15 protein-coding genes are annotated in these 18,067 nt (G+C 62.9%); 9 read left to right on the plus strand and 6 right to left on the minus strand.

All coding sequences use genetic code 11. The features are described from left to right. Nucleotides 1–35: 35 nt before the first annotated feature. The 3 genes from ACIQUF_RS11450 to ACIQUF_RS11460 form a co-directional block, all read right to left on the minus strand. Nucleotides 36–1,160, minus strand: a complete 1,125-nt coding sequence (locus tag ACIQUF_RS11450; RefSeq protein ID WP_403131437.1) for an ABC transporter ATP-binding protein — start codon at nt 1,158–1,160, stop codon at nt 36–38. Nucleotides 1,161–1,299: 139 nt separating this feature from the next. Next, nucleotides 1,300–1,932, minus strand: a complete 633-nt coding sequence (locus ACIQUF_RS11455; RefSeq protein WP_403132494.1) for a response regulator — start codon at nt 1,930–1,932, stop codon at nt 1,300–1,302. A 7-nt stretch (nt 1,933–1,939) separates the two neighbouring features. Beyond that, nucleotides 1,940–4,327 carry a PAS domain S-box protein gene (locus tag ACIQUF_RS11460; protein ID WP_403131438.1) on the minus strand — a complete coding sequence of 796 codons (2,388 nt, stop codon included), beginning with the start codon at nt 4,325–4,327 and terminating at the stop codon, nt 1,940–1,942. A 95-nt stretch (nt 4,328–4,422) separates the two neighbouring features. Here ACIQUF_RS11460 and ACIQUF_RS11465 point away from each other — a divergent pair, with 95 nt between their 5' ends. Next, nucleotides 4,423–5,421 (plus strand): alpha/beta hydrolase family protein, encoded by a 999-nt coding sequence (locus ACIQUF_RS11465; protein WP_403131439.1) that lies wholly within the window; start codon nt 4,423–4,425, stop codon nt 5,419–5,421. Nucleotides 5,422–5,548: 127 nt separating this feature from the next. Here ACIQUF_RS11465 and ACIQUF_RS11470 read toward each other — a convergent pair whose 3' ends face one another. Genes ACIQUF_RS11470 through ACIQUF_RS11480 form a run of 3 tightly spaced genes read right to left on the minus strand, consistent with a single transcriptional unit; the run spans nt 5,549 to nt 8,002 of the window. After that, nucleotides 5,549–6,313, minus strand: a complete 765-nt coding sequence (locus ACIQUF_RS11470; protein ID WP_403131441.1) for a TerB family tellurite resistance protein — start codon at nt 6,311–6,313, stop codon at nt 5,549–5,551. Between the two features lies 1 nt (nt 6,314). Next, on the minus strand, nt 6,315–6,986 hold the full coding sequence (murU, locus tag ACIQUF_RS11475) for an N-acetylmuramate alpha-1-phosphate uridylyltransferase MurU (RefSeq protein WP_403131442.1): 672 nt from the start codon (nt 6,984–6,986) through the stop codon (nt 6,315–6,317). Then, entirely contained in the window at nt 6,983–8,002 is a 1,020-nt protein-coding gene (locus tag ACIQUF_RS11480; RefSeq protein WP_403131443.1) for an aminoglycoside phosphotransferase family protein, read from the minus strand. The genes murU and ACIQUF_RS11480 overlap by 4 nt, the downstream gene beginning before the upstream one ends. Before the next feature lie 131 nt (nt 8,003–8,133). Between ACIQUF_RS11480 and ACIQUF_RS11485 the strand changes: the two genes are divergently transcribed. From ACIQUF_RS11485 to ACIQUF_RS11520, 8 genes are all read left to right on the plus strand, one after another. Continuing rightward, complete coding sequence (locus ACIQUF_RS11485) at nt 8,134–10,938, plus strand: LPS-assembly protein LptD (RefSeq protein WP_403131445.1); 2,805 nt, start codon at nt 8,134–8,136, stop codon at nt 10,936–10,938. Then, nucleotides 10,913–12,238: a peptidylprolyl isomerase gene (locus ACIQUF_RS11490; RefSeq protein ID WP_403131447.1), complete on the plus strand. Its 1,326-nt coding sequence runs from the start codon at nt 10,913–10,915 to the stop codon at nt 12,236–12,238. Before ACIQUF_RS11485 ends, ACIQUF_RS11490 begins: the two co-directional genes overlap by 26 nt. After that, nucleotides 12,235–13,224, plus strand: a complete 990-nt coding sequence (gene pdxA / locus ACIQUF_RS11495) for a 4-hydroxythreonine-4-phosphate dehydrogenase PdxA (protein WP_403131449.1) — start codon at nt 12,235–12,237, stop codon at nt 13,222–13,224. Before ACIQUF_RS11490 ends, pdxA begins: the two co-directional genes overlap by 4 nt. Then, nucleotides 13,221–14,021: a 16S rRNA (adenine(1518)-N(6)/adenine(1519)-N(6))-dimethyltransferase RsmA gene (gene rsmA, locus ACIQUF_RS11500; RefSeq protein ID WP_403131450.1), complete on the plus strand. Its 801-nt coding sequence runs from the start codon at nt 13,221–13,223 to the stop codon at nt 14,019–14,021. The genes pdxA and rsmA overlap by 4 nt, the downstream gene beginning before the upstream one ends. 146 nt (nt 14,022–14,167) lie before the next feature. Continuing rightward, on the plus strand, nt 14,168–14,548 hold the full coding sequence (gene apaG, locus ACIQUF_RS11505; protein WP_400798302.1) for a Co2+/Mg2+ efflux protein ApaG: 381 nt from the start codon (nt 14,168–14,170) through the stop codon (nt 14,546–14,548). Then, nucleotides 14,548–15,414: a symmetrical bis(5'-nucleosyl)-tetraphosphatase gene (locus ACIQUF_RS11510; RefSeq protein WP_403131451.1), complete on the plus strand. Its 867-nt coding sequence runs from the start codon at nt 14,548–14,550 to the stop codon at nt 15,412–15,414. Before apaG ends, ACIQUF_RS11510 begins: the two co-directional genes overlap by 1 nt. A 15-nt stretch (nt 15,415–15,429) precedes the next feature. After that, a complete protein-coding gene (gene glpE, locus ACIQUF_RS11515) occupies nt 15,430–15,762 on the plus strand; it encodes a thiosulfate sulfurtransferase GlpE (protein ID WP_403131452.1) in 333 nt (110 codons plus the stop codon). A gap of 284 nt (nt 15,763–16,046) precedes the next feature. Further along, a complete protein-coding gene (locus ACIQUF_RS11520; protein WP_400798294.1) occupies nt 16,047–17,969 on the plus strand; it encodes a PrkA family serine protein kinase in 1,923 nt (640 codons plus the stop codon). Nucleotides 17,970–18,067 lie beyond the last annotated feature (98 nt).

The raw sequence follows: 18,067 nt of genomic DNA on the forward strand, positions 1-18,067 counted from the left end.
TTCTCTCCACAGTACAGGGTTGGTGAAGCAATCCATCAGTGGGCTTCGGCAATCGGATCGAGCGCGCGCGCGTGCTCCACCTCCCAGCCCAGCGGTACCACATCGCCCACGGCCAGCGCCGGGTCGAGTTCGGCGATCGGCTGCTTCACGAAGAAGTCGGCCTTGCCGCAGACTTCCAGGCGCACCCGCACGTGGTCGCCCAGGTAGATGAACTCGGCCACGCGGCCGGAGAAGCGGTTGACGCAATGTTCGCTGTGGCCATTGAGGCGCACGCGCTCGGGGCGCACCGACAGGGTCACCGGCTCACCGGCCTGGCCGACGTTCACCGCCAGCGCCTCGACCCGCTCGCCCCGCGCCAGCTGCACCTGGCAACGGTTGCCGTCGCTGGCCAGCAAAATGCCGTTGATGCGGTTGTTCTCGCCGATGAAGTTGGCGACGAAGGTGTTGCTGGGTTCTTCGTAGAGGGTGCGCGGGTCGGCGATCTGCTGGATCTCGCCCTGGTGGAACACCGCCACGCGGTCGGACATGGTCAGCGCCTCGCCTTGGTCGTGGGTCACGTAGACCACGGTCACGCCCAGGCGCTGGTGGATGTGCTTGATCTCCATCTGCATGTGTTCACGCAGCTGTTTGTCGAGGGCACCGAGCGGTTCGTCCATCAGCACCAGTTGCGGCTCGAACACCAATGCCCGCGCCAGCGCCACGCGCTGTTGCTGGCCGCCGGACAGCTGGCCGGGGTAGCGCTTGGCGAAGGCATCGAGCTGAACCATGTTCAACACGCGCTTGACCCGCTCGCTGATGTCGGTCTTGCTCAGGTTGCGTACGCTCAGCGGGAATGCCAGGTTCTCCGCCACGGTCATGTGCGGGAACAGCGCGTAGTTCTGGAACACCATGCCGATGTCGCGCTTGTGCGGCGGCACGTTGTTGATCGAGCGCCCGGCCAGCTGGATCTCGCCGGCGGTAGGGGTTTCGAAACCGGCCAGCATCATCAGGCTGGTGGTCTTGCCCGAGCCGGAGGGGCCGAGCAGGGTGAGGAATTCACCCTTGCGAATGTCCAGGTTGAGGTCTTTGACGATCAGCGATTCGCCGTCGTAGCTCTTCTGCACACCCCGGAAACTGACCAGCGTCTCGCCGGTGGCAGCGTTGGAATTCGCCTCGCTCATGCCTGCACCTTCTTGTTGGAATGACTGCGTAGGCAAAGACTAAAGGAGGCGTCAGCCCCCGAAAATCGGGGGTACTGAGAGAATGCCATCATCCGGATGGAAGATTGTGTGTAGGGCAATCCCTACAAGGATGTCGCAATCAGACCAGCTTGTGCTCCATGGCGTATTTCACCAGCTCCGCCAGCGAGCTGACCTTGAGTTTTTGCATCAGCCGCGCTTTGTGGGTGCTGATGGTCTTGCTCGACAGCGCCAGCTGCTGGGCGATGTCGTTGACGTTGGCGCCCTGGGCCAGGCGTTCGAACACCGAGAATTCCCGCTCCGACAGCAAGGTATGCAGCGGTCGCGTTTCGGTCAGGCCCACTTCGAAGACCATGCGGTCGGCCAAGGCCGGGTCGATGTAGCGCCCACCACCCGCCACCCGGCGGATCGCCGTCAGCAGCAGGGCGGGGTCGCTGTCCTTGGTGGCATAGCCGGCCGCGCCCGCCTTCAGCGCACGTGCGGCCATCTGCGCTTCGTCGTGCATCGACAACATCAGGATCGCCGGCGGGTTGTGCAGCGCACGAATCCGCGGGATCGCCTCCAGGCCATTCACTCCCGGCATTGAGATATCCAGCAACACGACTTCGCAGGGCGTATGGCGCAGCGTTTCGAGCAACTGCTCGCCGTTACCGGCCTCCCCGGCCACCTGCATGTCCTTTGCCAGGCCAATCAACTGCTTGATGCCTTCGCGGACAATGGTGTGGTCTTCGGCCACCAACACTCGAATCACGATCGCGCTCCTATTCCAATGCAATGGTCACGCTCAGGCTGGTGCCCTCGCCCGGCTCGCTGTACAACGCCATGCTGCCACCCAGCATCAATACTCGCTCACGCACGCCGACCAGGCCGAATGAGGTCGGCCGGGGCTGGTCGAGGCAAAAACCGCTGCCGTCATCACTGATCGTCATGCGCAGCTTTTCCCCTTCACGCACCAGCTCGATCTCCACGCTGTGCGCCTGGGCGTGGCGCATGACGTTGGTCAGCGCCTCCTGGAGGATGCGGAACAAGCCAGTGGCCTTGGCATCACTCAATGCTGGCAGATTATCCGGCACCTGTACCAGGCAGGGAATCTGCGTGCGCGTTTCGAACCGCCGCGCCTGCCATTCGATGGCCGAGGCGATGCCGGCGTCGAGAATCGGCGGGCGCAGCGCCGTGGCCACATCGCGCACCAGTTGGAATAATTGGGCGATCAGGCGCTTCATGCTGGCCAGGCGCTCGTGAAGGCCTGGGTCCAATTCAGCAAAGGCCAATTCGCACATCGACACTTCCAGCTTGAGCACGGTCAGCATCTGCCCCAGCTCATCGTGCACTTCACGGGCGATGCGGGCTTTTTCTTCCTCGCGCACGCTCTCCAGGTGGGCCGACAGTTCGCGCAATTGCTCCTGGGACTTCTCCAGCGCCAACTCGGCTCGCTTGCTCTGGGTAATGTCCCAGACGATGCCGTCCCAGACCACCCGGCCATCGGCCAGGCGACGAGTACTGGCCTTGATATCCGCCCAGCGCTGCTCGCCTTCGCGGGTCAGGATGCGCCCCTGCCATGACCAGTCCCGGTCACCGGCGATAGCCAGGTCCTGTACCTGGTGATAATCCGCCCGGTCCTGCGGGTGCACCAGGTTGCGCAAGCCCATCTGCGGGTGCTGGATTTGTGCCGGCGAGTAACCGACCAGCGCCTCGCTGCCCTCGCTGATGTAGGGAAACTCCGGCTCGCCTTCGGCAGGAGCTGGCTCCAGACGGAACACCAGCCCTGGGACATTGCCGGCGATGCCCTTGAGCCGCGCCTCGCTTTCACGCAGCGCTGCCAGGGCGCGATGGCGCTCGGTGACATCGGCGATGTAGACCACCAGGTATTCGGCGTCGCGAAAGCGCAGGAAGCTCAACGACAACTCCACCGGCAGCAGGCTGCCATCGGCGCACCGGCATTGCGTCTCGAACTGCCGCGCCCCGGCCTCCCCGGCACGCGCGCCCTTCCACAGCTGCAGCCAGCGATCCATGGTCAGGTTCGGTTCGAAGTCGATCAGCGGGCGCTCCAGCAACGCGGCCTCGGCGTACCCAAGCATGCGCTCCGCCGCGTGGTTGGCGTAACGCACATGGCTGTCCCAGTTGACCCAGAGGATGCCCACCGTGCTCTGGTCGATGGCGAACTGGCTCAGGCGCAGCGCCTCTTCGCGCACTTGCCGCTCGGCCAGGCTCTCGCGCGCTGCCAGCAGGCTTCGCTCGACCCGACGCTGCTCACGGCGCTGCCAGGCCAGCGTGGCCAAGGCGCACAACAGCAACATGCCAAACAGCAAGGCGAGGTTCTGCCAGAACCCGGTCGAGTCGCTCAGGCGCGGGTATTTGGGCTGCAACCATCGCTGGTGAAGTTGCTCCAGCTCCCTGGCTGGCATGGCTTGCAAACCACGTTCGAGGATATCGGCGAGCAACGGCCAGTCACGCCGCGAGCCCACCCGCAGCAGTTGCGGCAGGCCGATGTCGCCGACCACGGCCAGCTCACCGAACTCGCTCTCACGCGACAACCGACTGAGCTGAGCTTCGTCCATGACCGCATAGCTGGCCTGGCCGCCCGCCACCAGTTGCAATGCCTCGCGCTCGTTGGGTACACCCTGCAGATTGAGGTTGGTGTAGTTGCCGCGCAGGTAGTCGGCCAGCACGCTGGGCATGCGCACCGCCACGCGCTCGTCGGCCTCAAGCTTTTCCAGCTCCACGGCCAGCGCCCCGGTGCGTGGCCCGACCACCAGTTGCGGCACACGCATGTAAGGGTCGCTGAACAGCCACAGACGCAGGCTGGCCGGTGTTTGCGTCAAGCCCGGGGCGAAGTCGATTTCTCCCGCCTGCAGGGCATGTTCGAGGCTGGCCTGATCGGCGAAGTTACGCCAGGTCAGGTCCAGCTTCAGCGCCTGCGCCAGCCAGTTCACCAGCTCGACATTGGCCCCGTAGAGCTGTTGCAAGCGGCGGTCGAACTGCGCGTAAGGCGCCTGCAGCACCAGGCCGACCCGCAGGCTGCGGTGGCTGTCCAGCCACTGCTGCTGGGCCGGGTCGAGCGCAACGCCAGGCGCAGCCTCAGGCCTTGCCAGGGCGATCAAGGGTAGCCACAAGCAGCCGATAACCAACAGGCGACGCAATCGCTTCATCTACACGCTCGTCTTGGCAAGGGCGGCCATGCAGCATGGCCGTCACGGGCAAATACTATTAGGCTGCCGGTATCATTCTGGCCTTGGGTTGATTCATGTCCACACTTTATCGCACGACGCTGGCAATGTGCTGCCTGGCCTCGCTCCTCCCTCTCGGCGCCCTGGCCGCCGATGCCGAACAACCGGCTGCAGCCACAGAAGCGCCCGCCACCCCCGCACCGCGCCCACCCTTGCTGGAGCGTAGCCAGGAAGATGCCCAGGCTCTTGAGCGCCTGGTGCCCAAGGCTGAGCAGCAAACACTGCAAGCGGGTGCCGACAGCTTTCTGGCCCTGTGGAAACCGGCCAATGACAGCGACCCGCAAGGCGCTGTGATCATCGTTCCCGGCGCTGGAGAAACGGCTGACTGGCCCAATGCGGTCGGCCCGCTGCGGCACAAGTTCCCCGATGTCGCCTGGCACAGCCTGAGCATCAGCCTGCCCGACCTGCTCGCCGACAGCCCGCAAGCGCGGGTCGAAGCCAAGCCGGCGGCGGAGCCTGCGAACGACAAAGGCGAAAGCGCGCCGGCCAAGGACACCCCCGCCGATGCCAACGCCAACGTCGCCCAGGCGACAGCGGCCGATGCGGATACGGCGGAAAGTACCGATGCCGAACAAGCCGGCGAGCAGAACGACGTGGCGGATGCCGAGCGCATCTTCGCTCGCCTGGACGCTGCCGTGGCCTACGCCCAACAGCACAATTCGCGCAGCATCGTACTGATCGGCCATGGCAGCGGTGCTTATTGGGCGGCCCGCTACCTGAGCGAGAAGCAACCGCCGCAGGTGCAAAAGCTGGTGATGATCGCCGCCCAGACGCCAGCGCGGGTCGAGCACGACCTGGAAAGTCTGACGCCGACCCTCAAGGTACCGACCGCCGACCTGTACTACGCCACCCGCACGGGCGATCGCAATGCCGCCGCGCAACGCCTGCAGGCCAGCAAGCGGCAGAAGGACAGCCAGTACAAGCAGCTGTCGCTGATTGCCATGCCAGGGAACAAAGCGGCCGAGCAGGAGCAGCTGTTCCGCCGGGTGCGTGGGTGGATGTCGCCGCAGGAATAATTGCCCGGCCCCTGTGGGAGCGGCTTCAGCCGCGAAACAAGCGACGCGGTGGATGGCACCGGCTTCGCCGGTGTTCGCGGCTGAAGCCGCTCCCACAGGCAGACCTGCTCAATCAATGAAAAAGGCCTCAGAGCCCCCGCCGCTTACGGATCAGCGCATAAGCCTGATGCAAATCGCGCGTCCGCTCGGTCGCTTCGCGCACCTGTGCTTCACTGGCACCACTGCCAGCCAGTTTGTCCGGATGATACCGGCTGACCAGGCAACGATAGGCCTGCTTGACCTGGTCACCCTCAGTATCCGCATCCACCCCCAGCAAACGCAGCGCTGCCGCATAGGTCATCACGCCACTCGCCGCGTTCATCTTGCGCGGCTCGTACTCCAGTGAAATGGCTTGAACCTGGCGCTGGCTCAGGCCCAGTTTTTGCCCCCAGTCCAGCAACAATTCCCGCTCATGCTGCCCAGCCTTGCCATCGGCCCAGGCCATGCGCCAACACGCGCGCAAGGTGCCTTCGGCCGCATGGGGCTGCAGGCGGATACGGCGCAGGTGGTGGGCCAGTCGGTCTTTGCCCGCCTTGCCACGATTGAACGCAGCGATCGCGCGCAGCCTCGCAGCCTCGGCCAGGTCCAGGCGGACCATTTCCTGGCGGGCCTGCTGGATATGCTGCTCCGCCACCCGGCCATCGCTCTTGGCCAGCCTGCCCAGCAGGACGAACAACAACTCTTCGTCACGCATTGGGGCACGGCCACTCAGCCGCTCGCGCATGTCGTCCCAGCCCTGCACGCGCAGACGCCGGTCCATCGCCTGGCCCAGCAACCCGCCCAGCAGGGCGCCAGGGATGCTGGCGACAGCGAATCCTGCACCCAACCCGATCACTGTGCTCGGCCACCACATGTCAGGCGCGCTCTGCAATCAGGCGCTCGGCTTCGGCCAGGCGTTCCTGGGTGCCGACATCGACCCAGTGGCCACGGTAGTGTTCGCCACTGACCTTGCCCGCCGCCATGGCCTTGCGCAGCAGTGGCGCGAGCTTGAAGGCGCCCGCTTGGCAGCCCTCGAACAACGCTGGGTGCAACACCGAAAGGCCGCTGAAGGTCAGGGTGCCGGGCGCATCGTCACCGTCCACGACCTGACCAGCCTGCAGGCGAAAATCGCCACGCCCGTGGTGCCCTGGGTTATCGACCAGCACCAGGTGAGCCAGGCCCTGCAAGGGTGAGCGCAGGCGGGTGAAGTCGAAGTCGGTCCAGATGTCGCCATTGACCAGTGCGAAAGGCTCATTGCCCAGCAACGGCAGGGCCTTGAAGATCCCGCCACCGGTTTCCAGTGGCTCACCTTCGGGCGAATAGCGGATGCTCAGGCCGAAACGGCTGCCGTCGCCCAGATGGTCCTCTATCTGCTGGCCAAGCCAGGCATGGTTGATCACCACCTCGGTGAAGCCTGCGGCGGCCAGGGCGTTCAGGTGGTACTCGATCAATGGCTGACCGGCCACCGGCAGCAACGGCTTGGGGGTATGCAGGGTCAGCGGGCGCATACGCTCGCCCTTCCCCGCCGCGAGAATCATCGCTTTCATGCACGCGCTCCGGCTTTCAGTTCGGCGATCAGCTGGCCCAGCTCGGCGAGCTCTGGGCGGCGGCGGATCACTTCATCTATATAGGCGAAGAAACGCGGTACGTCGGCCAGGTAGCGCGGCTTGCCGTCACGGTGGCAGATCCGCGCGAAGATGCCGATCACCTTGAGATGGCGCTGCACGCCCATCAGGTCGCTGGCGCGCTGGAAGTCCTCGAACGAAGGCTGCACCGGGATGCCGGCGGCTCGCGCCTTGTCCCAGTAAAGGCGCAACCAGCCTTCGACACGGGCCTGCGGCCAGCTGAGGAACGCGTCCTTGAACAGGCAGGTAATGTCGTAGGTAACAGGGCCGTAGACCGCATCCTGGAAGTCCAGCACCCCTGGGTTGGGCGTGCTCTGCATCAGGTTGCGCGGCATGTAGTCGCGGTGCACCAGCACCTTGGGCTGCGCCAGGGCGCTGTCGATCAGCCGTTGGCTGATGCGCTGCCAGGTCGCTTTTTGCGCTTCGCTCAAGGCCAGCCCAAGCTCGCGCCCCACGTACCATTCAGGGAACAGCTCGACTTCACGGCGCAGCAGGGCGTCGTCATAGCTCGGCAGCGGCGCCTCCATTGGCAGGCGCTGGAAGGCCAGCAATGCCTCGATGGCATCGGCGAACAATGCATCGGCGTTTTCGGCATCGATGATGTCGAGGTATGTCTGGTGCCCCAGGTCGCCCAGCAGCAGGAAACCACGCTCCAGATCTTCGGCATGAATAAGCGGCACATGCACGCCCGCACTGGCCAGCAGGTGGTCGATGGCGACGAATGGTCGGCAGTTTTCCTGTGGCGGCGGCGCGTCCATGATCACGAAACTGTGCCCTGCGCCCTGCCAGCGGAAGTAGCGGCGGAAGCTGGCATCGCTGCTCGCGGCGGTCAGGCTGCCCACGGGCACCTCGCCCCAGGCGTTGTCGCGAAAGAGTACTTCGAGCTGTTCGGCGAGCCAGACAGTCAGTTGTTGCAGGCGTACATCGTGTTCAGGCATTACAAGGGTCTCCGACGGCCCCTAGCCGTCAAGCGGGTCATGCTTTATTATCCAGCATCTTTTTCAGACCATCGAGAGGCGTGCGGCCCCACACGCGGGCAGATGGCACGCAGGAAGCCCGGACTAATAAGATGGCATTGAAATCCCCCGCGTTTCGTAGAAAGTTTCCGTTGCTGGTTACCGGCGGTCTGCTGGCCCTGCAACCATTTGCCACCTCGTACGTGGTCGCAGCCGAGCAGTTCGACTGCCAAGTGTCCGCCTCCGGTGGTTGGGACTGCAAGCCCAAGAGCCCAGTCAACAACTTGCCACCGCGCCCTGTGCACGATGGTACTGCTGTTACTTCCGGCACCGAGGCCCCGTCGGCCGAAGCCGAAAGCGCTGACAAGCCGGTGCTGGTCACCGAGAGCAAGGGCCGTGGCCTGAAGTCTCGCAGCGAAGATTACAGCCATCTCGACTGGGTCCCCCGCGACAAGCTCACCGCCGCGCAGCTGGCCGAAACCGGCCCGTACTGCGGTGGCGCGTATATCGAGCCGACCCGCCCGGGCATGGCCGACACCACGCCGAAAGACGAGTCGCCGACCTACATCAACGCCAAGGTCTCCAAGTACCAGCAGGAGCAGCAGATCGCTACCCTCGCCGGTGACGTGGTCATGCGCCAGGGCAGCATGCAGGTCGAAGCCGACGAGGCCAACCTGTACCAGGCCGAGAACCGTGGCGAGCTCAAGGGCAACGTCAAGATTCGCGACAACGGCTCGCTGGTCGTCGGCGACGAGGCACAAATTCAGCTCGACACTGGCGAAGCCCAGGTCGACAACGCCGAATACGTGATGCACAAGTCGCACATCCGCGGCAACGCCCTGTACGCCAAGCGTGGCGAGAACGCCATCATCCGCCTCAAGGACGGTACGTACACCACCTGCGAACCGGGCAGCAACGCCTGGCAGCTCAAAGGCAACAACATCACCCTGAACCCGGCCACCGGCTTCGGTACCGCGACCAACGTCACCCTGCGGGTCAAAGATTTCCCGGTGTTCTACACACCGTACATCTACTTCCCGATCGACGACCGTCGCCAGTCCGGCTTCCTGCCGCCATCGTTCAGCAGCACCAGCGACACCGGCTTCATGCTGGTCACGCCGTACTACTTCAACCTGGCGCCCAACTATGACGCCACGTTGTACCCGCGCTACATGACCAAGCGTGGCTTGTTGATGGAAGGCGAATTCCGCTACCTGACCAAGTCCAGCGAAGGCCAGTTCGGCGGCGCGTACCTGAACGACAAGAACGACGATCGCAAAGACCAGACTGACTACAAAGAACAGCGCTGGATGATCAACTGGCAGCACAAAGGTGGCCTGGACGAGCGCCTGATGACTGAAGTCGATTACACCGACATCAGCGATCCGTTCTACTTCCAGGATCTGGAAAGCGATCAGATCGGGATTGAAACCCACGATGTGGTCAACCAGCAGGGTGCCCTGACTTGGCGTGGCGATAACTACACCGCCCGCCTGAATGCGCAAGCGTACGAGATGGCGACCCTTTCGCAGATCACACCGTACAACAAGCTGCCGCAGCTCACCGTCGATGGCATGCTGCCTTATCATCCGGGTGGTGTCGACTTCAGCTACCAGACCGAGGCCGTGCGCTTCGATCGTGATCTGAAGGACGACTTCGTTACCGACGAGGATGGCAACCCTGACTTCAGCGCAGGTGCCGCCGGCCGCCGTCTCGACGAGAACGTAAGCGGTATCGCTCGCGCCAACGGCAACCGACTGAACTTCGCCCCGGCAATCAGCCTGCCAATGCAAGCCAGCTATGGATTCGTTACGCCGAAGCTGAAATACGTCTACACGAACTACGACCTCGACCTCGACAGCCAGGGCAAACAACAGGCTATCGCACAATCGGGAACTCCCGGCTACGGCAGCTACAGCAGCTCCATCAGCCGCGATGTACCCGTGTTCAGCGTCGACAGCGGCCTGTACTTCGACCGCAACACCTCGATGTTCGGCAACAACTATCGCCAGACCCTCGAACCGCGCCTGTTCTACCTCTACGTCCCGTACAAGGACCAGAAGGACATTCCGCTGTTCGACACCAGTGAAACGCTGTTCAACTACGACTCGCTGTTCCGCGACAACCGCTTCAGCGGTATTGACCGTATCGGTGACGAGAACAAGCTGTCGCTCGGCGTGACTACCCGCTGGATCGAAGACAACGGCTTTGAACGTCAGAACTTCAGCATTGGCCAGGCGTACTACTTCAAGGATCGCAAAGCCCAGCTGCCGGGTATCGATTACCGTACCCGCGATGACGCTCAATCCGATGTTTCGCCGTACGCGCTCGTGTACAACTACTACTTCAACCGCGACTGGCGCTTCAATTCGGACTTCAACTGGGACCCGGACAGCCGCAGCACCCGCTCGGGCAGCGCGATGTTCCACTACCAGCCTGAAGACAACCCGAACAAGATCGTCAACCTCGGCTATCGCTATCGCAACGACACCATCGCCTATGACTCGGCAACGGGTACCTGGAAAGTGGGTGGCGGCGACTATGGCACGCCGGGCAGCGCCAACTACATCAAGGATTACTACAAGATCCAGCAGCACGATTTCTCGGTCATCTGGCCGATCGTGCCGCAATGGAACGTCATCGCCCGCTGGCAGCACGACTACAACCGCAACCGCACCCTGGAGGCCATGGGCGGTTTCGAGTATGACAACTGCTGCTGGAAGCTGCGCCTGATCAACCGTTACTGGATCGACTACGACGACTTCAGCCAGGCCCTTCCGCAGAACGAAAAAGGCGACCATGGCATCTTCCTGCAGATCGTGCTGAAAGGCCTCGGTGGCGTGGTAGGCAACAAGGTCGAATCTTTCCTCGACCAAGGCATTCAAGGTTACCGTGAACGTGAAGACCAAGCTTATTGATCGTCTGCGCCCAGTGTTGCTGGGTGCTGTATTGCTGAGTGGCGCGGTGCATGCCGCGGTGCAACCTCTGGACAGCGTCGTGGCCATCGTCGATAACGACGTGATCATGAAGAGCCAACTGGACCAACGCGTTCGGGAAGTCGAGCAGACCATCGCCAAGCGCGGTGGTGGCTCGCCACCCCCAGGTGCACTGGACCAGCAAGTACTGGAACGCCTGATCGTCGAAAACCTGCAACTGCAGATCGGCGAACGTTCGGGCATCCGCATTACCGATGAGGAGCTGAACCAGGCCATCGGCACCATTGCCCAGCGCAATGGCATGTCGCTGGATCAGTTCCGCGCCGCCCTGGCCCGCGATGGCCTGTCGTTCGACGACGCACGTGACCAGGTCAAGCGCGAGATGATCATCAGCCGCGTGCGCCAGCGCCGCGTGGCCGAGCGCATCCAGGTGTCCGAGCAGGAAGTGAAGAACTTCCTCGCCTCGGACATGGGCAAGATGCAGATGTCGGAAGAGTATCGCCTGGCCAACATCCTCATCCCGACCCCTGAAGCGGCCAATTCGGACGACATCAGGAAAGCTGCCGACAAAGTGGGTGGTGTTTACCAGCAACTGCGTAACGGCGCCGACTTCGGCCAGATGGCAATTGCCAACTCCAAGAGTGAAAACGCCCTTGAAGGCGGCGAGATGGGCTGGCGTAAAGCCGCGCAACTGCCACCGGAGTTCGCCAAGCTGCTCAGCGGCATGACCGTTGGCGACATCACCCAGCCACTACGTATCCCCAGCGGCTTCATCATCATCAAGCTCGAAGAGAAGCGCGGCGGCAGCGAGAACGTGCTGCGTGACGAAGTTCACGTGCGCCACATCCTGATCAAACCAAGCGAAGTTCGCAGCGAAGCGGCCACCGAGCAGCTCGCCGAAAAACTCTACGAGCGGATCAACAACGGTGAAGACTTCGCCACCCTGGCCAAGAGTTTCTCGGAAGACCCGGGTTCGGCGCTCAATGGCGGCGACCTCAATTGGGTCGACCCGAACAGCCTGGTACCTGAGTTCCGCGAGCAGATGGCCAACGCCCAGCAGGGCGTAGTGACCAAACCGTTCAAGACTCAGTACGGCTGGCATGTCCTGGAAGTGCTGGGCCGCCGCGCCACCGACAGCACCGAACAGGCCCGCGAGCAACAGGCCATGAACGTTCTGCGCAATCGCAAGTACGACGAAGAGCTGCAGACCTGGCTGCGCCAGATCCGCGACGAAGCCTACGTTGAAATCAAGCTGCCTGGCGCTGACCAGGCCGCACAGTGAAGCCCCTGCGCTTCGCCGTCACTCCCGGCGAACCAGCCGGCATAGGCCCCGACCTGTGCCTGCTGCTCGCCTCCGACGCCCAGCCCCACCCCCTGATCGCCATCACCAGCCGTGACCTGCTCGCCGAGCGGGCCACGCAGCTGGGGCTGGCTGTCAGCCTGCTGCCGGTAGCGCCGGGCCAATGGCCCGACCAGCCCGCGCCGGCAGGCAGTCTGTACGTTTGGGACACCCCCCTGGCCGCCCCTGTGGTACCGGGCAAGCTGGACAAGGCCAATGCGGCCTTCGTCCTGCAAACCCTGACCCGTGCCGGCCAAGGCTGCCTGAACGGCGACTTTGCCGGGATGATCACCGCCCCTGTGCACAAGGGCGTGATCAACGAAAGCGGCATCGCCTTCTCAGGCCATACCGAATTCCTGGCGGAGCTGACCCACACCGCTCAAGTCGTGATGATGCTGGCCACCCACGGCCTACGCGTGGCCCTGGCGACCACGCACCTGCCGCTGCGGGACATCGCCGACGCCATCACTCCCGAGCGTCTGGAGCGGGTCACGCGTATTCTGCATGCCGACATGCGCGACAAGTTCGGCATTGCCAACCCACGCATCCTGGTCTGCGGGCTCAACCCGCATGCTGGCGAAGGCGGCCACCTGGGCCGCGAAGAAATCGACATCATCGAACCGGCACTGGCCCGCCTGCGCACCGAAGGCATGGACCTGCGCGGGCCACTGCCGGCCGATACCCTGTTTACCCCCAAATATCTGGAGCACTGCGACGCGGTGCTGGCGATGTACCACGACCAGGGCCTGCCCGTACTCAAGTACAAAGGTTTCGGCGCGGCAGTCAACGTCACCCTGGGCCTGCCGATCATCCGCACGTCGGTCGATCACGGCACCGCCCTGGACCTTGCCGGGACTGGCAAGGTCGACACCGGCAGCCTGCGCGTCGCACTGGAAACCGCCTACCAGATGGCCGAGAACCGACCATGAACGAGCAATACCAACACCGGGCGCGCAAGCGCTTCGGCCAGAACTTCCTGCACGACGCCGGCATCATCGACCGCATCCTGCGCGCCATCAATGCCAAGGCTGGCGAGCACTTGCTGGAAATCGGCCCAGGCCAGGGCGCTCTTACCGAGGGCCTGCTGGGCAGCGGCGCACAGCTGGACGTGGTCGAGCTGGACAAAGACCTGGTGCCGATCCTGCAGCACAAGTTCGCCAGCCGTGACAACTTCCGCCTGCACCAGGGTGACGCCCTGAAGTTCGATTTCAACCAGTTGGGCGTGCCTGCACGCAGCTTGAAGGTGGTCGGCAACCTGCCCTACAACATCTCCACCCCGCTGATTTTCCACCTGCTCAGCCATGCCGGGCTGATCCGCGACATGCACTTCATGCTGCAGAAGGAAGTGGTCGAGCGTATGGCCGCAGGCCCGGGCGGTGGCGATTGGGGGCGGCTGTCGATCATGGTGCAGTACCACTGCCGAGTCGAGCACCTGTTCAATGTCGGCCCTGGCGCATTCAACCCGCCGCCAAAAGTGGATTCGGCCATCGTCCGCCTGGTGCCGCATGAAGTCCTCCCCTACCCGGCCAAGGACCACCTGCTGCTGGAGCGCGTCGTGCGCGAAGCCTTCAACCAGCGCCGCAAAACCCTGCGCAACACCCTCAAAGGCCTGCTCGACAGCGCAGCGATCGAAGCTGCTGGCGTCGATGGCAGCCTGCGCCCTGAACAGCTGGACCTGGCAGCCTTCGTGCGCCTGGCGGATCAGCTGGCGGATCAGCAAGCCTGATTTCGCCCATACCGGCCTCTTCGCGGCTAAAGCCGCTCCTACAGCCGCGAAGAGGCCGGTGCTGACACCACACCCTCCCAAGCTAGCCCTCCCCCCTGCCAATGGCCTAGACTGCATTATTGCGTCAGTTCGCCCAAGGCCTTTGCATGTCCGACTCCCGCTATCAGATCGACGTCAGCGTCGTGACCCGTTACCTGAAAGATCAATCCGACCCCGAAAGCGATCGCTTCGCCTTCGCCTACACCATCACCGTGCAGAACAACGGCTCGGTCACAGCCAAGCTGATGTCCCGCCACTGGCTGATCACCAACGGTGACGGCGAGGTCGAGGAAGTGCGCGGCGCCGGGGTAATCGGCCAGCAACCGACAATCGAACCCGGCCAGAGCCATACCTACAGCAGCGGTGCCGTCATCAGCACCCGCGTGGGCACCATGCAAGGCAGCTACCAGATGTTCGCCGAAGACGGTAAACGCTTCGACGCCAACATCGCCCCCTTCCGCCTGGCGGTACCCGGGGCCTTGCACTGATGGCCACCTACGCCGTCGGTGACTTGCAAGGCTGCCTGCAACCGCTCAAGTGCCTGCTCGAACGCGTCAACTTCAACCCGGCCGTGGACCGCCTGTGGCTGGTCGGCGACCTGGTCAACCGCGGCCCCGAGTCGCTGGAAACCCTGCGCTACCTCTACAGCATCCGGCAATCGCTGGTGTGTGTTCTGGGCAATCACGACCTGCACCTGCTGGCCGCCTGGCACAACGTCGAGCGCCTGAAAAAAAACGATACCCTGCGCGAAATCATCGAAGCGCCCGACGCCGACCAGCTGTTCGACTGGTTGCGCCGGCAGAAACTGCTGCATTACGACGAGCCCCGTGGTATCGCCATGGTCCATGCCGGCATCCCGCCGCAGTGGACGCTGGGCACGGCCCTTGAGCTGGCTGCCGAAGTCGAGGAAGTGCTGCGCGACGACGGTCGCCTGAAGCTGTACCTCGACGGCATGTATGGCAACGAGCCGAACAAGTGGAACAAGCACCTCAGTGGCATCGAGCGCCTGCGGGTAATCACCAATTACCTCACCCGCATGCGCTTCTGCACCGCCGAAGGCAAGCTCGACCTCAAGAGCAAGGAAGGCCTGGGCACGGCACCGAAAGGCTACAAGCCCTGGTTCGCGCACAAGGGCCGCCGCTCACGGCACGTGAAGATCATCTTCGGCCACTGGGCCGCCCTGGAAGGCCGCGTCGACGAGCCAGGCATCATCGCCCTGGACACCGGCTGCGTGTGGGGCGGCGCCATGACCCTGTACAACGTCGACAGCGGTGAGCATCACCGCTGCGAGTGCGCCGACGACGGCACCCTACGCACGCCGGCACAACCGACTAAACTCAATGATCACCCCTGAAGGAAAGCCCTACCCATGAGCGAATTCAAGCGCATCCCCCCTGAGCAGGCCTTGGAGCTTCGCAAGAAGGAAGGTGCGGTCGTCGTCGACATTCGCGACCCACAGGCCTATGCCGCTGGCCATATCACCGGTGCAAAACACCTGGACAACCATTCGGTTGCCGACTTCATCCGCAATGCCGACCTCGATGCCCCGACCCTGGTGGTCTGCTACCACGGCAACTCCAGCCAGAGCGCGGCCGCGTACCTCGTTGGCCAGGGCTTCTCCGACGTGTACAGCGTCGATGGCGGCTTCGAACTGTGGCGCGCCACCTACCCGGCCGAAACTGCCCAAGGCTCTGCCGAATAATTTTTTTCATTTGTACTACAGCCCGCGCCCCACGCGGGCTTGCGCCTCACCTGACGAACGGTCGTTCGCAACTTCTCCGCCGCTTGCCCTTGACCTTGCGGATAACCAACTATTCTTAAGCGCAGGCCATCCAAAAAAAGGGGAGAGCCGGTACACCGGCGTGCGGGTCATCGGTAGCGTTACAGGGTGTTCTGGGGGGTATACAGCAATCGGCGAACCCGGTTGCATGCCAGCATCAGCTGACTGATCCGGCGTCGTCTCCACGTATCGAGCGAGGTGACGTCATGAGTATTTTTAGCCACTTCCAACAACGTTTCGAGTCCACACGCCAGGAAGAACTTTCGCTGCAGGAGTACCTCGAGCTGTGCAAAGAGGATCGCAGTGCCTACGCCTCGGCGGCTGAACGGCTGTTGCTGGCCATCGGTGAGCCAGAACTGATCGACACCTCAAGCAACTCCAGACTGTCGCGCATCTTCTCCAACAAGGTGATCCGCCGGTATCCGGCCTTTGCCGACTTCCATGGCATGGAAGAGTGCATCGACCAGATCGTGTCGTACTTCCGCCACGCCGCCCAAGGCCTGGAAGAGAAGAAACAGATCCTCTATCTGCTGGGCCCGGTGGGCGGCGGTAAATCGTCGTTGGCCGAAAAACTCAAGCAGCTGATGGAAAAGGTCCCTTTTTACGCGATCAAGGACTCGCCGGTATTCGAATCGCCGCTGGGGCTGTTCAACGCCACCGAAGATGGCGCCATTCTCGAAGAAGAGTACGGCATCTCGCGGCGCTACCTGAACACCATCATGTCGCCCTGGGCCACCAAGCGCCTGCAGGAATTTGGTGGCGATATCAGCAAGTTCAAAGTGGTCAAGCTGTACCCGTCGATCCTCAACCAGATCGCCATCGCCAAGACCGAGCCGGGTGACGAGAACAACCAGGACATCTCGGCGCTGGTCGGCAAGGTGGATATCCGCAAGCTCGAAGAATTCCCGCAGAACGACGCCGACGCCTACAGCTACTCGGGCGCATTGTGCCGGGCCAACCAGGGCCTGATGGAATTCGTCGAGATGTTCAAGGCGCCGATCAAGGTCCTGCACCCACTGCTCACCGCCACCCAGGAAGGCAACTACAACAGTACCGAAGGCCTCGGCGCGATCCCCTACTCCGGGATTCTGCTGGCCCACTCCAACGAATCGGAGTGGCACACCTTCCGCAACAACAAGAACAACGAGGCGTTCATCGACCGGATCTACATCGTCAAGGTGCCGTACTGCCTGCGCGTCAGCGACGAGATCAAGATTTACGACAAGTTGCTGATCAACAGTTCGCTGGCCAAGGCCCACTGCGCGCCAGACACCCTCAAGATGCTCGCCCAGTTCACCGTGCTCTCGCGCCTCAAAGAGCCGGAAAACTCCAACATCTACTCGAAGATGCGGGTCTACGACGGCGAAAATCTCAAGGATACCGACCCGAAAGCCAAATCGATCCAGGAATACCGCGACTCTGCGGGCGTGGACGAAGGCATGAACGGCCTGTCGACCCGCTTCGCCTTCAAGATCCTCTCCAAGGTGTTCAACTTCGACCCGCATGAAGTGGCGGCCAACCCGGTGCACCTGCTGTATGTGCTGGAACAGCAGATCGAGCAGGAACAGTTCCCGGCGGAAGTGCGCGAACGCTACCTGCGCTATCTGAAAGAGTACCTGGCGCCGCGCTACATCGAGTTCATCGGCAAGGAAATCCAGACCGCGTACCTGGAATCCTACAGCGAGTACGGCCAGAACATCTTCGACCGCTATGTGCTGTACGCCGACTTCTGGATCCAGGACCAGGAATACCGCGACCCGGAAACCGGCGAAATCCTCAACCGCATCGCCCTCAACGAAGAACTGGAAAAAATCGAAAAACCGGCTGGCATCAGCAATCCGAAGGATTTCCGCAACGAGATCGTCAACTTCGTGCTGCGCGCTCGGGCCAACAACAACGGCAAGAACCCGAGCTGGCTCAGCTACGAGAAGCTGCGGGTGGTGATCGAGAAGAAAATGTTCTCCAACACCGAAGACCTGCTGCCGGTCATCAGCTTCAACGCCAAGGCCAGCAAGGAGGATCAACAGAAACACAACGACTTCGTCACGCGGATGGTGGAGCGTGGCTACACCGACAAACAGGTGCGCCTGCTGTCGGAATGGTACCTGCGGGTCAGGAAATCGCAATAAAGCGGCAAGCTACACACCGCACGCCCAAGGCTGGCTTGCCAGCTGCGGGCGGCGGCGGCTGATTTACATGCAGCTCGTAGCTTGAAGCGTGCAGCTGT

The organism is Pseudomonas sp. NPDC090233 (genome assembly GCF_044772285.1).
Lineage (GTDB): Bacteria > Pseudomonadota > Gammaproteobacteria > Pseudomonadales > Pseudomonadaceae > Aquipseudomonas.